Here is a 16,117-nt window from a genome sequence, read left to right as displayed (position 1 = left end):
ATAAAATTATAAGGTATGGAAACTGAATTTTATACTTCTGGTTTAAGAATTGTTTAAAGAATTTTATCAAAGTATCTAAAGATAATCTTGCCTACTTTATGCCCTTCAAGTTTGAATATCTAAGGGAAGTGTGTCAGAATAAGGCCAGAGGAGGGAAGCTGAATAAGATTTTACATGTGTAAAAATAGTTTATTGGAGGTAGAAAAGATGCGATCTGTTAAGAAGAAGACCATGGGTTTTGTGATAAGCCATAAAGAGAACGAACATCGCCGTGCTTTATTACCAAAAGATATCAAAATTATTCAAAATCCTACTCAATTATTTTTTGAAAAGAACTATGGAAACGTTTTAAATATTGCCGATGAGGAATATTTGGCTTTAGGTTGTCAGATTGTTTCCCGTGAAGTGGCGTTGCAGCAAGATATTATTTGTGAACCTAAGATTGGAGATGCTGAATTTTTACAGAATTTGTTACCAGGACAACTGATATTTGGTTGGGTTCATGCAGTCCAAAATCGAGACATTACAGATCTTTTAATTGAACAAAAAAGTTCTGCTTACGCATGGGAAAAAATGTATTATATGAATCGTCATTCTTATTGGCGCAATAATGAATTAGCAGGAGAAAGTGGAATTGTTCATGCTTATTTACTTAATGGGCGGATGCCCTATGACACAAAAGTGGCTATTTTAGGTAGAGGAAGTACAGCTCAAGGAGCCAATCGTATTTTAACTAAATTGGGAGCAGATGTCTGTATTTACAATCGAAACCAAGAAGCGCTATTTAAAAAAGAATTAGGTGATTATGATGTCATTGTTAACGCAATTCTTTGGGATACAACTCGACATGACCATATCATTTATGAAAAAGATTTAAAACGAATGAAAAAAGGTGCGATGATTATTGATATCAGTTGTGATGAACATGGCGCCATTGAAACAACATCACCAACTACCTTCGAAGACCCTACCTACTATGTTGACGGTATTTTACATTATGCTGTTGATCATACCCCAAGTATTTTTTATCAGACAGCTACTGCTGCAATTTCTGAAGAAACTAGTAAGTATATCGATGATTTAATTGAAGGAAATCCGAATCCTATTTTAAGAGATGCATTAATTATTGAAGATGGAAAAATAATGGATCAAGATATCAACAAGTTCCAAGACCGTTAAATGTAAATAAACGAAAAAAGGACTTTCCCATAAAGAAAGCCTTTTTTCGTTTTATGCATTTATCTAAGCTAAATCACTACCATTTGTATCAATCACTTTTTTATACCAGTTAAATGATTTTTTCTCATAACGGTTGCCAGTTCCTTGGCCATTGTCATCTAAATCAACATAGATAAAACCATAGCGTTTAGACATCTCACCAGTTGAAGCACTAACCAAATCGATACAGCCCCAAGGAGTATACCCCATTAAATCCACACCATCTTCGATTGCTTCGCCCATTGCGCTAATATGACTACGTAAATAATCGATTCTATAATCATCTGCAACATAGTGATTTTCGTCAGGAGTATCATATGCACCTAAACCATTTTCAACAATAAATAATGGTTTTTGATAACGTCCATATAATTCATTTAAAGCTAAACGCAAGCCCAGTGGGTCAATTTGCCAGCCCCACTCTGATGCTTCTAAGAAAGGATTGCTAACACCAGACAATAGATTGCCAGAAGACTGCGCTAATTTGTCAGCATCAGTCGTCACAACAGTTGACATATAATAACTAAAGCCAATGTAATCAACAGGATGTGCTTTTAAAATTTCTAAATCGCCAGGTTGAATATCTAAAGTAACATTATTTTCTTCCCAAATACGTTTTGCGTAATGAGGATATTCCCCTTTAGCTTGAACATCTGCACAATAGAAGTTGAAGTGTTGATTATATTCAAGAGCCTCTAAATGATTGACTGGATTTGAATCGTACGCATAAGTTGTCGCATAAATAATCATACAACCCACCTGTAAATTAGGATCTAACTCATGAGCAATTTTAGTTGCTTTGCTACTTGCCACAAACTGATGATGCAACCCTTGGTAAATCGTTTGTTTATCAGCAGCACCAGATTTCATTGTTAAACCTTGACTCATAACTGGAAAGTGAAGTGCACTATTAATCTCATTAAAAGTCATCCAGTATTTAACCTTTGCATGGTAACGCTCTAAAACCACTTGAGCATAGCGTTCATAAAAATCAATCAATTTGCGATTGCCCCAACCACCATATTCTTTAGCTAAGTGTAAAGGCATTTCATAATGAGAAATAGTTACAACAGGCTCAATGCCATATTTCAAACATTCATCAAAAATTTTATCGTAGAAAGCTAAACCGGCTTCATTAGGTGTAGTTTCATCCCCTTTAGGAAAAATACGAGACCAAGCAATTGATAAACGATAGACTTTAAAGCCCATTTTAGCAAATAAAGCAATATCCTCTTGGTAACGGTGATAATGGTCAATACCGTTGTGATTTGGATAAACATATTTAGTTTCATCAATTTCAAAGTCAAAATCAGGTTGTGCAACAATTTTAAAGCGCTCTTTGCCACCAGGTAGCGCATCCGCGACAGAAAGACCTCTGCCATCTTCTAAGTAGCCACCCTCTAATTGATTCGCTGCAGTTGCTCCTCCCCAAAGGAAGTTTTTAGGAAAAATTGATTTCGTTGTTGTCATAAAAAAAGCACCCCAATTCATTTAATACTGAAAGTATAATTTGTGAGATGCATTCCATGTCAAGCTTTAGTCAAAATTTAACTGGAAAAGGCTATTTTTAGTGCTACACTAGAAATAATATGAAGTGTTAAAAGAGAGGGGAAAGTTTGATGGAAGTTGAAAAAATAACCAAGAAAATTCGCCGAGAATTAATAGCTGGCAACCGTCTTCTGGGTGTTGCAACTGGATCGGGTATGAGCGCTAGTCAGGTGCAAAAAGGTGGAGCAGATTTTATTTTAGCTTTGAACTCTGGGCGTTTTAGGGTACGAGGTAGAAGTTCATTAGCAGGTTTTTTACCATTTGAAAATAGCAATCAAGAGGTTTTAAATTTTGCAACAAAAGAGATTTTACCTTTGTTGCAGCATACACCGATTATTTTTGGTTTAAATGCAACAGATCCCACGATTGATTTAGTTAATTTCATTGGTACGATAAAGGCGAACGGTTTTTCCGGGGTAAATAACTATCCAACTGTCGGTTTGTTAGATGGCCAGTTTAGTGAGGCTTTGGAAGAAAGCGGCTGTTCGTATCAATTAGAAGTTGAGGCAATTAAGTTAGCCCATGATCAGAAGTTATTTACAATTGCTTTTGTCTTTAACCAAGAGCAAGCCCGTCAAATGACAGAAGTTGGTGCAGATGTTATTTGCTTTCACTGTGGACTAACAAGAGGTGGCAAACTAGGAGCTAAAAAAGTATTAAGCTTAGCCAATGTAATTGCCTCTGCTAATGAAATAGTCAAAGTGAGTCGAGAAATACGCCCAAATGTTATTACTATGATTTATGGTGGGCCAGTGAGCAGTTTAATTGATATTCGTTATATTTATAACCAGATTCCGGGGTTAAATGGTTATATCGGTGGTTCCACTTTTGATCGAATAACGCCAGAAGAATTAATTATTCAAAAAGCGAAAGAATTTAAAAGCCCAAAAGATAGCCAAGATACTAGTTTGATGTCTCAAATGTTAGATGGTATCAATAAACATTATGATTATGTAGTTTTTGTAGAAAAATATATAGAACAAAATTACCATGAGGGTATTTATTTAGAGGATTTAGCACAAGTAGCTCATGTGACAAGTAGCTATCTTAGTACATTATTTAAAAAGAAAACGGGAGCAAGTTTTACTGAATACCTAATTAAATTTCGCTTAAATAAAGCGATTGAACTGATGGCTAAACCACAAAGACTTTCTTTCAAAGAAATTGCCTTCTTAGTTGGTTATCCGGATTATGCTCAGTTTAATAAAATATTTAAAAAGTATATGGGAACTTCACCTTCTGAATATAGCAATGCTAGAACAAAGGAGTGAAGATAAACACTAGTTAAACTGTTTTGAAAACGTTTTATTCCTTGGCTGTTACTCTTATAATTTAAAGTGTAATCATTAGGAAAGGAGCTCGTTTATAATGAAAAAAACTGTTGCATTAGTTGGAACACTAGATACAAAAGGGGAAGAATATTTATACGTAAAAAAATTGCTTCAACAAAAAGGTTTGGAAGTTCTAACAGTCCATACAGGTGTCTTTAAAGCACAGTTTAAACCAGATATTGATAATGCGGTGATAGCAGAAGCTGCAGGGGTTACAATTGCTGAATTAGTTGAAAGAAAAGATCGAGCATTTGCGACTGAAAAATTAGCGCAAGGTCTAAAAGAAGTACTTCCAGAATTATACAAGAAAGATAAATTTCAAGGTGTTTTATCATTTGGTGGCTCTGGAGGAACCTCATTAGTGACGCCAGCGATGCAAAAATTACCAATTGGTGTACCAAAGATTATGGTCTCTACGATGGCAGCAGGAGATGTGACCCCATATGTTGGGACTAGTGATATTATTATGATTCCATCAATTGTGGATGTTGCTGGTTTAAATTCAATTTCGACGAAGTTATTTACAAATGCTGTTTACGCGATTAGTGGTATGTTAACGACTAATTTTAAAGAAGAAGTAAGGCATAAACCCTTAATTGCAGCTAGTATGTTTGGCGTAACGACTCCAGCAGTAACAGTAGCTAGAGAATTTTTAGAACAATCAGGTTATGAAGTTTTAGTGTTCCATACGACAGGTACAGGTGGGAAAATAATGGAATCGTTGGTTCAGGATGGCTTTATTGAAGGCGTTTTAGATTTGACGATTACTGAGTGGGCAGATGAATTATTTGGTGGGGTATTAAGTGCGGGTCCAACTCGTTTAGAAGCGGCAGCTTTAACAGGTACTCCTCAAGTAGTTTCAGTTGGTGCTTTAGATATGGTCAATTTTGGACCTATCGAAACTGTGCCAAAAAAATATAAACAACGCAATTTGTATCAACACAATCCGACAATTACATTGATGCGCACGACAAAAGCAGAAAATCAGCAATTAGGTGAAAAAATAGCTGAGAAATTAAATTTAGCTACTGGAAAAACGGTACTTATATTGCCTTTAAAAGGTATCTCTGCTATTGATATAGAGGGTCAGCCTTTTTACGGTCCAATAGAGGATCAACAACTATTTAAATCATTAAAAGAGAATCTAAGAAATCCACTAGTCAAGATTATCCAACGGGATGAAGCAATTAACGATTCTACCTTTGCGCAATATGCAGCAGAACAATTAATAAACCTAATCGAAAATAAATAGAAGGAGTTGTGAAGAAAAATGAACAAGCAAACAAGAAACGAAATCATGAATAGTTTTTATAACAAAAGAAAAAAAGGTGAGTATTTAGTCGGTGTTGGTGCAGGCACAGGAATTACAGCCAAGAGTAGTGAAGCTGGTGGTGCAGATATGTTAATTATCTATAATTCTGGTCGTTATCGGATGGCAGGGCGCGGTTCTCTTGCTGGCTTACTTTCCTATGGTGATGCGAATCAGATTGTAGTGGAAATGGGGCAAGAAGTCTTACCTGTTGTGGAGCACACACCAGTTTTAGCAGGTGTGTGTGGAACGGACCCATTCCGTGTAATGAGTGTTTATTTACAGCAATTACAAGCACAAGGCTTTAACGGAGTGCAAAATTTTCCCACTGTTGGATTAATTGATGGTAACTTTCGCCAGAATTTAGAAGAAACAAATATGGGATACGAACTAGAAGTCGAAATGATTCGTGAAGCTCATCAATTAAATTTACTCACAACGCCCTATGTATTTGATGAAAAGCAAGCACAGGATATGGCTGAGGCAGGTGCTGATATTTTAGTAGCACATATGGGATTAACTACTAAAGGGAGCATTGGGGCTAAAACAGCTTTAACATTAGATGATTGTGTGGAGCGAATCGAAAAAATTATCGCTGCTGGTAAAGCTGTAAATCCTGAAATTTTAGTTATTTGTCATGGCGGACCAATTGCTGAACCGGAAGATGCCCAGTATGTATTAAATAAAACCAAAGATTTAGATGGATTTTTTGGAGCATCAAGTATCGAACGTTTCGCGGCCGAAAAAGGAATTCGTGAGCAAACTGAGAAATTTAAAGCAATTAAGTAGGCTAGCTCTTATGAGCCAACTCCTCGGAAAAAAGATGAATGGTAAAAATGACAAAAAGCGTCATTCCTCCCATTCCCTATTTTTCTACCAGAGCTAACCGGCTCAACAAGCTTTTTATTAGGCTAGCTCTTATGAGCCAACTCCTCGGAAAAAATAGGGAATGGTAAAAATGACAAAAAGCGTCATTCCTCCCATTCCCTGTTTTTCTACCAGGGCTAACCGACTCAACATGCTTTTAAATAATGGAGGTAATGGATAATGAAGTATTTTGTTAAGACTGAAGATGTTGAAACACAAGGTTTTTCATGGGGAACATTACAATGGTTAAATGAACCTCAAGTAACAGGTAGCAAGGTAATGGTAACGGGGGTAGTGAATCTATTTCCAGGTGAAGGGCATCAACGTCACAATCATGAGGGCTGCGAAGAAGTGCTTTATGTTCTAAAAGGAACAGGAGTGCAAAGTTTAGAGTTAGATACAGGTAAAGTAGAAAAAGAAATTGAAGCAGGGGAGTTAATTCGAATTCCAGCGGGTGTTTATCACTCCACTATTAATAATGGCAAAGATCCATTAGAAATTCTAGCTATCTATCACTATTCAGGTCCTGAAATAGCCATGAAAAATGATCCGGATTGCCAAATTACTGCACCTCAAAAAAATTAATTACTAAAAGCCTTAACCTGCCTTTTCTAAGTAGGTGAAGGCTTTTTTTGTTCGTGGTATAATAAGTAAGTAAAGAATAGCTAAAATAAGTATAGGTTAAAAAGGGGGAGACTGTAGTGTCAAATATTAATGAGATTGCGAAATTGGCAGGTGTTTCCCGAGCAACAGTTTCAAGAGTTATTAATAGCAAAGGCTATGTTAAAGAAGAAACACGACAAAAAGTTCAAAAAGTCGTGGATGATCTTGATTATACACCAAATCAAAATGCGATTTACTTGAAAAATGGTGAAACAAAAACAATTGGCCTCGTGTCGCCAGACTTTTCAGATATACTCTCACATTTTTTAAGTAGTTTTGCAACAATTGCTAAAAAATATGGCTATCAGGTTACACTTTTATTAACGGATTATCATCAAGAAAGTGAGATTGAAGCTTTTCAAAAACTAAAACAAAAACAAATTGACGGAATCTTTCAAATTGTACGTTCAAATGAATGGGAAGTCATTGAAAAATATAGCAAGTATGGACCGATTGTAACTTGGCAAAGAGTTACGTCACCCAAAATAGAATCCGTCTTTATGGATCATTATGAAGGCTTTAAACTAGGTTTGGATCATCTCTATGAAAAAGGTCACCGTGAAATCGTCCCTTTTTTTGGCATTGAAAAAAGCTTAAATACTGTTGCTAGATATAAGGCTTGGCAAGATTTTTGTCAAGAAAAAGGGGTAGCGTTACAAGCAGAAAAAAGTCGCTATAATTTGCATACAAGTACCGAGGGACGAGAATTAGCTCGATGGTGGGAAGCTGAAAAAGAAAAACCAACAGCTCTACTTTTCCCGACAGATAATGTTGCTGTTGGTTTTTTAGCAGAGGCACGTGAACGAGGTATTTCAGTTCCTAAAGATGTTGCAGTTGTTGGATTTGATAACTCTTCGATTGCAGAACTATTTAATTTAACGACAATTGATTATCCGATGCACTTACAAGCTGAAAATGCTTTTTTTAAGTTATATAATCAATTAAAGCACAAAAATTTGCCTTTACATCCTTTATCATTTAAACTAATCACTCGCGGAACAACTTAAATTGACAAGCTCTTTTGAATGAATTTTTCGGAAAAAAAGATGAAAAGAGGGAATCCTGTGTCAAAGGAACAATTACGCAATAAATTAACCCTATTACCAGAACTTCCTGGTTGTTATATTATGAAGAATAAAACCGATGATATTATTTATGTTGGGAAAGCCAAAAATTTAAAAAATCGAGTGACTTCTTATTTTCGTGGGACTAAAGACGGAAAAACATTTTTATTAGTAGAAGAAATCGTTGATTTTGAAACCATTATTACGTCAACCGATAAGGAAGCCTTATTGTTAGAAATTACCTTAATTCAAAAACATCATCCTAAGTACAATATTAAACTAAAAGAAGGGTCAAGCTATCCATATATTAAAATAACTGGAGACCGAGACCCACGCCTTATCATTACATCTGATGTTGAAAAGGATGGTGGGCATTATTTTGGACCTTATCCGAATGTTTATGCAGCGACAGAAACAATGCATTTTATTGAAAAAGTTTATCCATTAAAACGGTGTGTTGGTAGACAAAGACGAGCGTGTCTTTATTATCATATGGGACAATGTTTAGGTCCTTGCGATCATGAAGTACCTGTTGAAGTTTATGAGGCACAAATTAAACGTATTAAAGCTTTTTTAAATGGTGATACAGCTAAAGTAAAAGCTGAATTAAAAGAAAAAATGCTGAAAGCTGCAGAAGAACAAGTTTATGAGCGAGCAGCAGAGTACCGTGATCAATTACGCTACATTGAAGCAACTGTGGAAAAACAAAAAATTATTTCAACGGACTACACAACTCGAGATATTTTTAGCTTTTATGTAGATAAAGGCTGGATTTCCATTCAAGTCTTTTTAATTCGCCAAGCGACTTTAATTAAACGTGAAGCCGCATTATTCCCTTGTATTCAGAGTAGTGGTGAAGAAGATTTAGCAACATTTATCTTACAATTTTATAATGAAAAAAATCATTTACTGCCAAAAGAAATTCTAGTTCCAGAAGGTGTTGAAAAAGAGCTAATCAGTGATATTCTATCTGTTGCCGTTCGAGTACCAGTTCGAGGACAAAAGAAAAATTTATTAGATTTAGCCACACAAAATAGCCAAATTTCTTTAAATGAGCGTTTTAATTTAATTGAAATGGATGAGCGTAAAACGATTGGCGCTGCTGAAGAATTAGGCGAAGCACTAGGTTTGCCTTCGCTAAAACGGATCGAGGCTTTTGATCATTCTAATATTCAAGGAACAAGTCCTGTATCGGCGATGGTTGTGTTCGAAAATGGACGTCCTTCAAAAAAGAATTATCGTAAATATAAAATTAAGACAGTGGTGGGGAGTAATGAAGCCGCAACAACTGAAGAAGTTATTCGAAGACGGTATACACGTTTATTAAAAGAAAAACAAGAATTACCAGACTTAATTTTAATGGATGGGGGAATTGTACAGGTTCGCGCTGCTTTAAATGTCCTAGAGAATGAACTAGGATTAACTATCCCTGTAGCTGGAATGGTTAAGGATGACAAGCATCGAACGTCTAATTTATTATTTGGTGAAGAATTAACTGTTGTCCCAATTGATTCAAAAAGTCCAGCATTTTATTTAGTTCAAAGAATTCAGGATGAAGTCCACCGTTTTGCTATTACCTTTCATAGACAAGTAAGAAGCAAGAATAGTTTGTCTTCTTTACTGGATCAAATTCCAGGAGTCGGCCCTAAAACACGAACCAAATTATTAAAACATTTTGGTTCATTAAAAAAATTAAAAGAGGCTGACTTAAAAGATATTCAAGCGCTAGGCGTTTCTAAAAATGTCGCATTATTGATAAAAATAAGACTATAGAAGAACCATTTGCTATTTAGTATAGCAGATGGTTTTTTGATTAGAATTTAAGAGAAATAAAAAGAACCTATTGTCTTTATGGTAGGGGAAGCTTATGATAAAGATACATAGTTTATTTATTTTTATATAGGGAGTGTGTGTACACATGAAAAAATTAGTAGTATTTTGTATAATAGTGCCAGTTTTTTTACTTAGTGGCTGTAGTGAAAATCGAGAAGTAGAGTACGAGAACGAGATCAAGGAATTAAAAACAGAATTGAAAGAGTTGAAAAAAGAAAATGCTGATTTAATGGCAACCTTACGTGAACTAGCTTTAGCGAATACAGAGACGGCTCAAAAAGAAAATGAAGAAAGCCAAGTTAATAATCAAGAAGATGTTCCTAAGCAAGAAACAACAGAAGAAGTAGAGCAGAATATAGATGATAAAAAGCGTGATTTGAAAGAAGAGATTATTGAATTGAAAAAACAATTAGGTGGCGACTTAACAAGAGAACAACGTATGGAAATTAAAAAGAAAATTAAAGAACTTGCAGAACAATTTTAAGTAACAGGGTGTGAATAAAGCTGTTCTGCTTTGTATAAACTGGAGGCAAGAGCCAGCAATCGGCAGTTTCGATTGAAGGATCGTGCTGAAGTTTACTAGAAGCAAGCTTTAGGAACCAAATTATAACAAGGTGTGAATAAAGCTGTTCTAATTCATATCTTAACTATGTAAAAAAGCTGAGAACAAAAGTTCTCAGCTTTTTAGCCTACTTTGGAAGAGCTGACTAGTGCTCTACAACTCTATTTTACACAATTACTTAATTATTTTCAATCACTATTTATATAGCGAACTATTTTTAAATTCCCTAAAAATAGTTATTTTTTGAAAATTAGAATCTATTTCTATTAAAGGGTAGGGCTAAAGGAACAATTAGATACAAAAATACGCCCTAATAGTACTAAGGGCGTATTTTTGTTAAATTAAAACTTTATCTAAGAAATTTTTTGTGCGTTCATTTTTAGGTTGATTAAAGACTTCTTCAGGTTTGCCTTCTTCAACAATTAAGCCACCATCCATAAAGACAACACGATCTGCAACTTCTTTTGCAAAGCCCATTTCATGAGTCACAACAATCATGGTCATGCCTTCTTTTGCTAATTGTTGCATAACAGCTAAGACATCGCCCACCATCTCAGGATCTAAGGCGCTTGTAGGCTCGTCAAACAACATAATGTCAGGAGACATAGCTAAAGCTCTAGCAATTGCGACACGCTGTTTTTGACCACCTGATAAAGAACTTGGGTAAGCATCGGCTTTTTCTCTTAGTCCAACAGTTTCTAATAAGTCAAAAGCCTTTTGACGGGCTTCTTCTTTAGTTAATTTTTTTAATTCGATTGGTGCTAACGTGATATTTTCTAAAATCGTTAAATGTGGAAATAAATTAAAATGTTGAAAAACCATTCCGATATTTTCACGTACTTTATTAATATCTAGGCTCGTATCAGTTAAATCATAGCCATCAATAATAATTGTTCCACCATTAATTTCTTCTAAATGGTTCATGCAACGTAAAAAGGTACTTTTCCCTGAACCAGAAGGTCCGATTAAACAAACGACTTCTCCTTCTTGAACTTCTAAGTTTAAACCTTTTAAAACTTCTAATGAACCATAACTTTTCTTTAACTCTTGAACATTTAATTTAACCATTGTTAACTCTCCTTTCAATCCTATTAGAGATTCTTGTTAAGGCAGTGATAACAACAATGTAAATAAAGGCAATCACAAACCACATATTTGAATCGTACGTTCTAGCAACAACAATTTTACCAGATTGAGTTAATTCAACTAGCCCAATTACAGAAAGAATCGTTGTATCTTTTAAGGTAATGACAAATTGATTAATAAATGAAGGAATCATAATTTTGATCGCTTGCGGTAAAATGATTTTACGCATGGCTTTACTATAAGGTAAACCTAAACTACGAGCGGCTTCAAGTTGACCTTTGTCAACGGCGTTAATTCCTCCACGAACTAACTCAGCAATATAAGCTCCAGCATTTAAACTTAAAACAATTATTGCAGCAATAGTTGCCACCATTTTAATTCCTAGCAGTTGTGGAATCGTAAAGAATACGAAGAAAGCTAAAACCATCATTGGGATACCACGCATGATATCGACATAAACCATTGAGATTCCTCTTAAAATCTTACTAGGAGCGACACTCATTAGGCCAAATAAAATACCTAAGACTGATGCAATTGCTATTGAAACTAGAGTAACAAATAAAGTTGTCCCTAGACCACTTAAAAGTTGTTTGTAATTTTCTTTAACTAAAGCAAAAATACTTTGTTTTTCTGTTTTTTCTTCACCTAGATATTTTTCAGTAATCTCTTTATATTTTCCACTATTTTTTAAATTGGTTAAACCATTGTTAAATTTAGTTAGCAATTCCGGATTTTGTCCCTTATTAACAGCAAAACCATATTGCCCGCCTTTTTCTTTTTCTCCAACTAATTTTAGTGGCGCATTTTGTGTAATCGCGTAGGCCATTACTGGATAATCTTCAAAGGCTGCATCAGCACTTCCAGCTTTAACAGCTTCGTACATATTAGCAGAGTCATCAAAAGTTGAAACTTTAAAACCGTATTTATCTTTGATTGAGTTAGCAAAAGTAGCTCCTTCAGTTCCTGTTTTGATTGCAACTGTTTTCCCTTTTAAATCCTCATAAGATTTAATTGTATCATTGGTATCAGCTACAGCCATAACGACACCACTTTCAAAATAAGGATCAGAAAAATCAAATGTTTGTTTTCGTTCATCTGTAATGCTCATTCCAGCAATGACAGCGTCGACCTGATCTGCTTGTAGAGCTTGAACTGCGGCATTGAAGCCTAGGGGTTTAATCTCAACTTCAAAACCTTGATCTTCAGCAATAGCGTTAAGTAAATCCATATCAATTCCAACGAAATTGTTATTCGCATCTTGGAATTCAAAGGGAGCAAAAGTAACGTCTGTACCAATAATATATTTTTCTTTTGTTTCAGCATGAGCATCAGTAGTTAATGTAAAGTTTAATAAAACACCTAAAGTTAATAATAATGAAAATAGAAATAAGTATGTTTTACGTGTGTTCAATGAAATCTCCTCCTATTCAAGGTTTTATTTTATTGGAAAAGCCAAAAACTTGCAACTAATATGTATACCACTAATGTTACTATTTCTAACATGATGTGTTAGAAGTAAAACGTTTTCTAATTTAAAATCCTTTTTTTAAAACTATGTAAACGTAAAACAAAATAAAAAATAACTGAGTTATTCGAGTGTGTTTATGATTGACATTTAGTGTTTAATAAGATAAAATGAATGATAGTCAGTCATGTTTTTGTGTTAAGAACATGTTTAGTTCAAATTAAGGGGTGCAAAATGAAACTTGATAAGAAAAATAGATTAATTTCAGCCGCCATAGAAGCTTTTAATGAAAAAGGTTTAGAGCAAACTAAAATTGCAGATATCGTTAAAATCGCAGGTGTTGCCCAAGGAACGTACTACTTATATTTCCCTTCAAAATTAGCTATTATGCCAGCTATAGCTGAGGTAGTAGTAGAAAAAAATATTGCGGAGTTGCATCAAGGAATGGATTCAACTTTACCTTATTCAGAACAATTAAATCAATTGATTGAAATTAGTTTTAGTATTACAGAAAAATATGCAGATGTGATTGCGTTAACCTATGCTGGTTTAGCTTCCAGTGAGCATTTAAATGAATGGGAAAAGATTTATGAACCTTACTATCTATATGTGACAGATTTTCTTGAACAAGGCATAGCTAAGGAAGCCATTACAGCTAAGATGAATCCTAAAGCGACAGCCCGTTTATTAATTGGTTTAATCGAAAATGCAGCAGAGCAATTATATTTGTATGCAGAAACAGATGATACTGCCGTAGAAGATCAAAAAGAAGAAGTTTACCAATTTGCTAAAAGAGCATTAGGGATAATTTAAAGATTGGAAGAGTGAAATGAATGATTAGAGAAGCAAGAAAAGAAGATGCAAAAGCATTAGCGCCATTAATTATGGTGATTTTAGAAGATATGGAGCTTGAAGTATTTAAAGAATATTCAAAAGAAACAATTGAAGAATTATTAGTTGAAGGTATTCAAACTGAAACATACCGCTATAGTTACCGCCATGCTCACGTGTGTATGCGTGATGGTGAAATTGCCGGGGTTGTCTTTGGCTATCGTGGTGAAAAAGAACCAGTGATTGATGAACCCTTAATTGATATTTTAGAAGCAAAGGGACTTAACTCTGATAGTAGACTCTTTATTGAAAAGGAGACTTTTGCAGGTGAATGGTACTTAGATTCACTTGTAACGGCAGAAAAATTCCGTGGTCGTGGAGTAGGTACGGAACTATTAGATGCATTAGGAGAGTTTGCTAAAGAAGACGGAGAAGAAATTATCGGCTTAAATTGTGATCAATCTAATGCTGGTGCCCAAAAGTTATATGAAAAAATGGGATTTAAAAAGACTGGTGAAGTTACAATCAGTGGTCACGAATACAATCATATGCAAAAACAAGTTTAAACGATAAAAAAAGTCTTTTCTATTCAGAAATTATGAATAGGAAAGACTTTTATGATTGTGTCATTAATAGGCAGGTAAATTAAGAGGTCCATCTTTAGCTGGTGCGCGTGGGATTACCCAATGATCTAATATAACAGCAAGACAGACGCAGAGAGGTAAATCTTGCTCTCTTTTAATAGAAAGAGCATAAAAATCTCCAGAGGCTAAATAAACTTTATCCATTGTCATGACAGTTTTAGTCAAGTGGAGAATTTTATAATGATGATTTGCAAAATCACCACTAATAATCCAATGAATTCGACTGACACGAAAATAAGGATTGTGAATACCAGGATACTTTGAAACAGAACAAACTTTTTTACCGCTTAAATAGATATCAAATTTCGGCATTAAAGAAAGTTTTGTTTGTTTGACTTCAGCGACTAAAGTGCCGTCTATCTTGTACAAATATAAGCCATCTCCAACATTACCCCATTTGCCTGTGATTAAATAAATATCTTTTCCGGCTTCATCTTTTATAATAATGCGTTCTTTTCTAGCGACATATTGTTCCTTCATATAGATATGAATCATGTCCTTCACCTCTAGTGATAGAGTAGCACAAATTGTAAATAAATTCATTCATTAAATAGGCAGTAATTTATTAAATTAATTTAAAGTCTCCATTTTTTTTGAGCAAAACAGTTGCTAGTTTTTTAGCTGGATGCTATTATATGGGTAAGATATCTGATGTGTACGATATATCCTTTACAGTGGTGACCGAACAAGTAATACCTTTTAGGGATCCAAACTGAAATCAAACTGATAACAAGCCTTTTCACTTGGTAGTTAGAGATGTTTGACAGCGGAGCCCACCTTGCTATAAGCGGGGCAACACATCGGGATGCTGAACCGGCACAATCGGATTTCTTTTAAAAGTAAATTATTTTTAAGATCGTCTAGTCCTCGTGACTAGGCGGTTTTTTTATGTATACTAAACGTTATCTTTATAGGATATAATCAGATAAAGGGGTGAAGAGAATGGATGCTAAAGAAATTAAACGTAGATGGAATAATTTTGCAAACGAATATGCAGCAACGCATGGCGAGTATGGGGACATTCACAAAGAAATAGTATTAAACCCAGCTATTTTTTCACTAATTGGAATGATTGAAAATAAAGAAGTGTTAGATGCAGGCTGTGGAGAAGGTTATTTAAGCCGCCTTTTAGCTAAAGAGAAAGCCCGAGTCACAGGAGTAGATTATTCAACAAGAATGATTGAAATAGCTGAAGAACGAACAAATTCAAATCTAGCAATTAAATATTTTGAAGGTAACTGTGAGAAGCTAGATTTTTTAGCAGATGAAAGCTTTGATTTAGTTATTTCAAATATGGTTATTCAGGATTTACCAGAATACGAATCTGCCTTGAAAGAAATGTATCGTATACTAAAACCAAATGGTGAGTTAGTTTTTTCTATTTTACACCCTTGTTTTGTGACGCCTAATAGTGGCTGGGAGAAGGATGTAAGTGGAGATAAACTTTTTTGGAGGGTTGATAATTATTTTTATGAAGGTGAATATCGACAAAAATTAGGAAAAGAAGCAGATATTCTTTTTTTTCACAGAACTTTAACAACCTATTTAACAACGCTCCTTAAAATTGGTTTTAATTTAGACAGTTTACTTGAACCAAAACCATCTGAGGAAATGCTAGCTAAGTATCCTTCTTTTGAAGAAGATTTAAGATGTGCTGATTTTATTGTATTTAAGTTGAAAAAATAAGTGTTTAGAA

The 16,117-nt window shown here is 34.6% G+C and carries 15 protein-coding genes and 1 other RNA gene; 12 read left to right on the top strand and 4 right to left on the bottom strand.

The features are described from left to right. The first annotated feature begins 207 nt into the window (after nucleotides 1–207). Entirely contained in the window at nucleotides 208–1,179 is a 972-nt protein-coding gene (locus MHI00_RS14215) for a N(5)-(carboxyethyl)ornithine synthase (protein WP_317913109.1), read from the top strand. A 63-nt stretch (nucleotides 1,180–1,242) separates the two neighbouring features. On the opposite strand, the gene MHI00_RS14210 is transcribed toward MHI00_RS14215, so the two are convergent. After that, nucleotides 1,243–2,688 carry a 6-phospho-beta-glucosidase gene (locus MHI00_RS14210; protein ID WP_341114449.1) on the bottom strand — a complete coding sequence of 482 codons (1,446 nt, stop codon included), beginning with the start codon at nucleotides 2,686–2,688 and terminating at the stop codon, nucleotides 1,243–1,245. 149 nt (nucleotides 2,689–2,837) lie between these two features. Here MHI00_RS14210 and MHI00_RS14205 point away from each other — a divergent pair, with 149 nt between their 5' ends. The 7 genes from MHI00_RS14205 (at nucleotide 2,838) to MHI00_RS14175 (ending at nucleotide 10,317) form a co-directional block, all read left to right on the top strand. Then, entirely contained in the window at nucleotides 2,838–4,037 is a 1,200-nt protein-coding gene (locus tag MHI00_RS14205; RefSeq protein WP_341114447.1) for a phosphoenolpyruvate hydrolase family protein, read from the top strand. 97 nt (nucleotides 4,038–4,134) lie between these two features. Continuing rightward, the gene (locus MHI00_RS14200) at nucleotides 4,135–5,349 is read left to right on the top strand and encodes a Tm-1-like ATP-binding domain-containing protein (RefSeq protein WP_341114444.1); all 1,215 of its coding nucleotides are present in this window, start codon (nucleotides 4,135–4,137) and stop codon (nucleotides 5,347–5,349) included. 18 nt (nucleotides 5,350–5,367) lie between these two features. Beyond that, nucleotides 5,368–6,195, top strand: a complete 828-nt coding sequence (locus MHI00_RS14195) for a phosphoenolpyruvate hydrolase family protein (RefSeq protein ID WP_035064588.1) — start codon at nucleotides 5,368–5,370, stop codon at nucleotides 6,193–6,195. Nucleotides 6,196–6,453: 258 nt separating this feature from the next. Next, nucleotides 6,454–6,858, top strand: a complete 405-nt coding sequence (locus MHI00_RS14190; RefSeq protein WP_015075508.1) for a cupin domain-containing protein — start codon at nucleotides 6,454–6,456, stop codon at nucleotides 6,856–6,858. A gap of 116 nt (nucleotides 6,859–6,974) precedes the next feature. Then, nucleotides 6,975–7,943 carry a LacI family DNA-binding transcriptional regulator gene (locus MHI00_RS14185; RefSeq protein WP_015075509.1) on the top strand — a complete coding sequence of 323 codons (969 nt, stop codon included), beginning with the start codon at nucleotides 6,975–6,977 and terminating at the stop codon, nucleotides 7,941–7,943. A 57-nt stretch (nucleotides 7,944–8,000) separates the two neighbouring features. After that, nucleotides 8,001–9,773: an excinuclease ABC subunit UvrC gene (gene uvrC / locus MHI00_RS14180; protein ID WP_010054458.1), complete on the top strand. Its 1,773-nt coding sequence runs from the start codon at nucleotides 8,001–8,003 to the stop codon at nucleotides 9,771–9,773. A gap of 145 nt (nucleotides 9,774–9,918) precedes the next feature. Beyond that, nucleotides 9,919–10,317: a hypothetical protein gene (locus MHI00_RS14175; protein ID WP_201730155.1), complete on the top strand. Its 399-nt coding sequence runs from the start codon at nucleotides 9,919–9,921 to the stop codon at nucleotides 10,315–10,317. 414 nt (nucleotides 10,318–10,731) lie between these two features. Here the strand turns inward: MHI00_RS14175 and MHI00_RS14170 are convergent, their stop codons facing one another. Further along, nucleotides 10,732–11,463, bottom strand: a complete 732-nt coding sequence (locus MHI00_RS14170; protein ID WP_010054460.1) for an amino acid ABC transporter ATP-binding protein — start codon at nucleotides 11,461–11,463, stop codon at nucleotides 10,732–10,734. After that, on the bottom strand, nucleotides 11,456–12,892 hold the full coding sequence (locus tag MHI00_RS14165; RefSeq protein ID WP_010054461.1) for an amino acid ABC transporter substrate-binding protein/permease: 1,437 nt from the start codon (nucleotides 12,890–12,892) through the stop codon (nucleotides 11,456–11,458). Before MHI00_RS14165 ends, MHI00_RS14170 begins: the two co-directional genes overlap by 8 nt. Nucleotides 12,893–13,180: 288 nt before the next feature. Between MHI00_RS14165 and MHI00_RS14160 the strand changes: the two genes are divergently transcribed. Together MHI00_RS14160 and MHI00_RS14155 are read left to right on the top strand one after the other, a co-directional pair. Further along, a complete protein-coding gene (locus tag MHI00_RS14160; protein WP_010054462.1) occupies nucleotides 13,181–13,759 on the top strand; it encodes a TetR family transcriptional regulator in 579 nt (192 codons plus the stop codon). A gap of 20 nt (nucleotides 13,760–13,779) precedes the next feature. Further along, nucleotides 13,780–14,343: a GNAT family N-acetyltransferase gene (locus tag MHI00_RS14155; protein WP_010054463.1), complete on the top strand. Its 564-nt coding sequence runs from the start codon at nucleotides 13,780–13,782 to the stop codon at nucleotides 14,341–14,343. Nucleotides 14,344–14,406: 63 nt separating this feature from the next. Here MHI00_RS14155 and MHI00_RS14150 read toward each other — a convergent pair whose 3' ends face one another. Then, on the bottom strand, nucleotides 14,407–14,916 hold the full coding sequence (locus MHI00_RS14150; RefSeq protein ID WP_010054464.1) for an LURP-one-related/scramblase family protein: 510 nt from the start codon (nucleotides 14,914–14,916) through the stop codon (nucleotides 14,407–14,409). Nucleotides 14,917–15,063: 147 nt separating this feature from the next. Here MHI00_RS14150 and ssrS point away from each other — a divergent pair. Then, a non-coding RNA gene (ssrS, locus tag MHI00_RS14145) (6S RNA) lies at nucleotides 15,064–15,254 on the top strand. Between the two features lie 109 nt (nucleotides 15,255–15,363). Beyond that, nucleotides 15,364–16,107, top strand: coding sequence for a class I SAM-dependent methyltransferase (locus tag MHI00_RS14140; RefSeq protein WP_317913113.1), 744 nt, complete (start codon nucleotides 15,364–15,366; stop codon nucleotides 16,105–16,107). Nucleotides 16,108–16,117 lie beyond the last annotated feature (10 nt).

The sequence above is a fragment of the Carnobacterium sp. FSL E2-0243 genome, from assembly GCF_038003605.1.
Taxonomy (GTDB): Bacteria; Bacillota; Bacilli; order Lactobacillales; family Carnobacteriaceae; genus Carnobacterium; species Carnobacterium maltaromaticum.
The sequence above is the reverse complement of the archived record's forward strand: the minus strand, read 5'-3'. Positions and strand labels throughout refer to the sequence as shown.

Bases quoted from the DNA above. Each gene is read 5' to 3' on its own strand.
- MHI00_RS14215 (WP_317913109.1), top strand. From the start codon at position 208: ATGCGATCTGTTAAGAAGAAGACCATGGGTTTTGTGATAAGCCATAAA.
- MHI00_RS14210 (WP_341114449.1), bottom strand. From the start codon at position 2,688: ATGACAACAACGAAATCAATTTTTCCTAAAAACTTCCTTTGGGGAGGA.
- MHI00_RS14205 (WP_341114447.1), top strand. From the start codon at position 2,838: ATGGAAGTTGAAAAAATAACCAAGAAAATTCGCCGAGAATTAATAGCT.
- MHI00_RS14200 (WP_341114444.1), top strand. From the start codon at position 4,135: ATGAAAAAAACTGTTGCATTAGTTGGAACACTAGATACAAAAGGGGAA.
- MHI00_RS14195 (WP_035064588.1), top strand. From the start codon at position 5,368: ATGAACAAGCAAACAAGAAACGAAATCATGAATAGTTTTTATAACAAA.
- MHI00_RS14190 (WP_015075508.1), top strand. From the start codon at position 6,454: ATGAAGTATTTTGTTAAGACTGAAGATGTTGAAACACAAGGTTTTTCA.
- MHI00_RS14175 (WP_201730155.1), top strand. From the start codon at position 9,919: ATGAAAAAATTAGTAGTATTTTGTATAATAGTGCCAGTTTTTTTACTT.
- MHI00_RS14170 (WP_010054460.1), bottom strand. From the start codon at position 11,463: ATGGTTAAATTAAATGTTCAAGAGTTAAAGAAAAGTTATGGTTCATTA.
- MHI00_RS14160 (WP_010054462.1), top strand. From the start codon at position 13,181: ATGAAACTTGATAAGAAAAATAGATTAATTTCAGCCGCCATAGAAGCT.
- MHI00_RS14155 (WP_010054463.1), top strand. From the start codon at position 13,780: ATGATTAGAGAAGCAAGAAAAGAAGATGCAAAAGCATTAGCGCCATTA.
- MHI00_RS14150 (WP_010054464.1), bottom strand. From the start codon at position 14,916: ATGATTCATATCTATATGAAGGAACAATATGTCGCTAGAAAAGAACGC.
- MHI00_RS14140 (WP_317913113.1), top strand. From the start codon at position 15,364: ATGGATGCTAAAGAAATTAAACGTAGATGGAATAATTTTGCAAACGAA.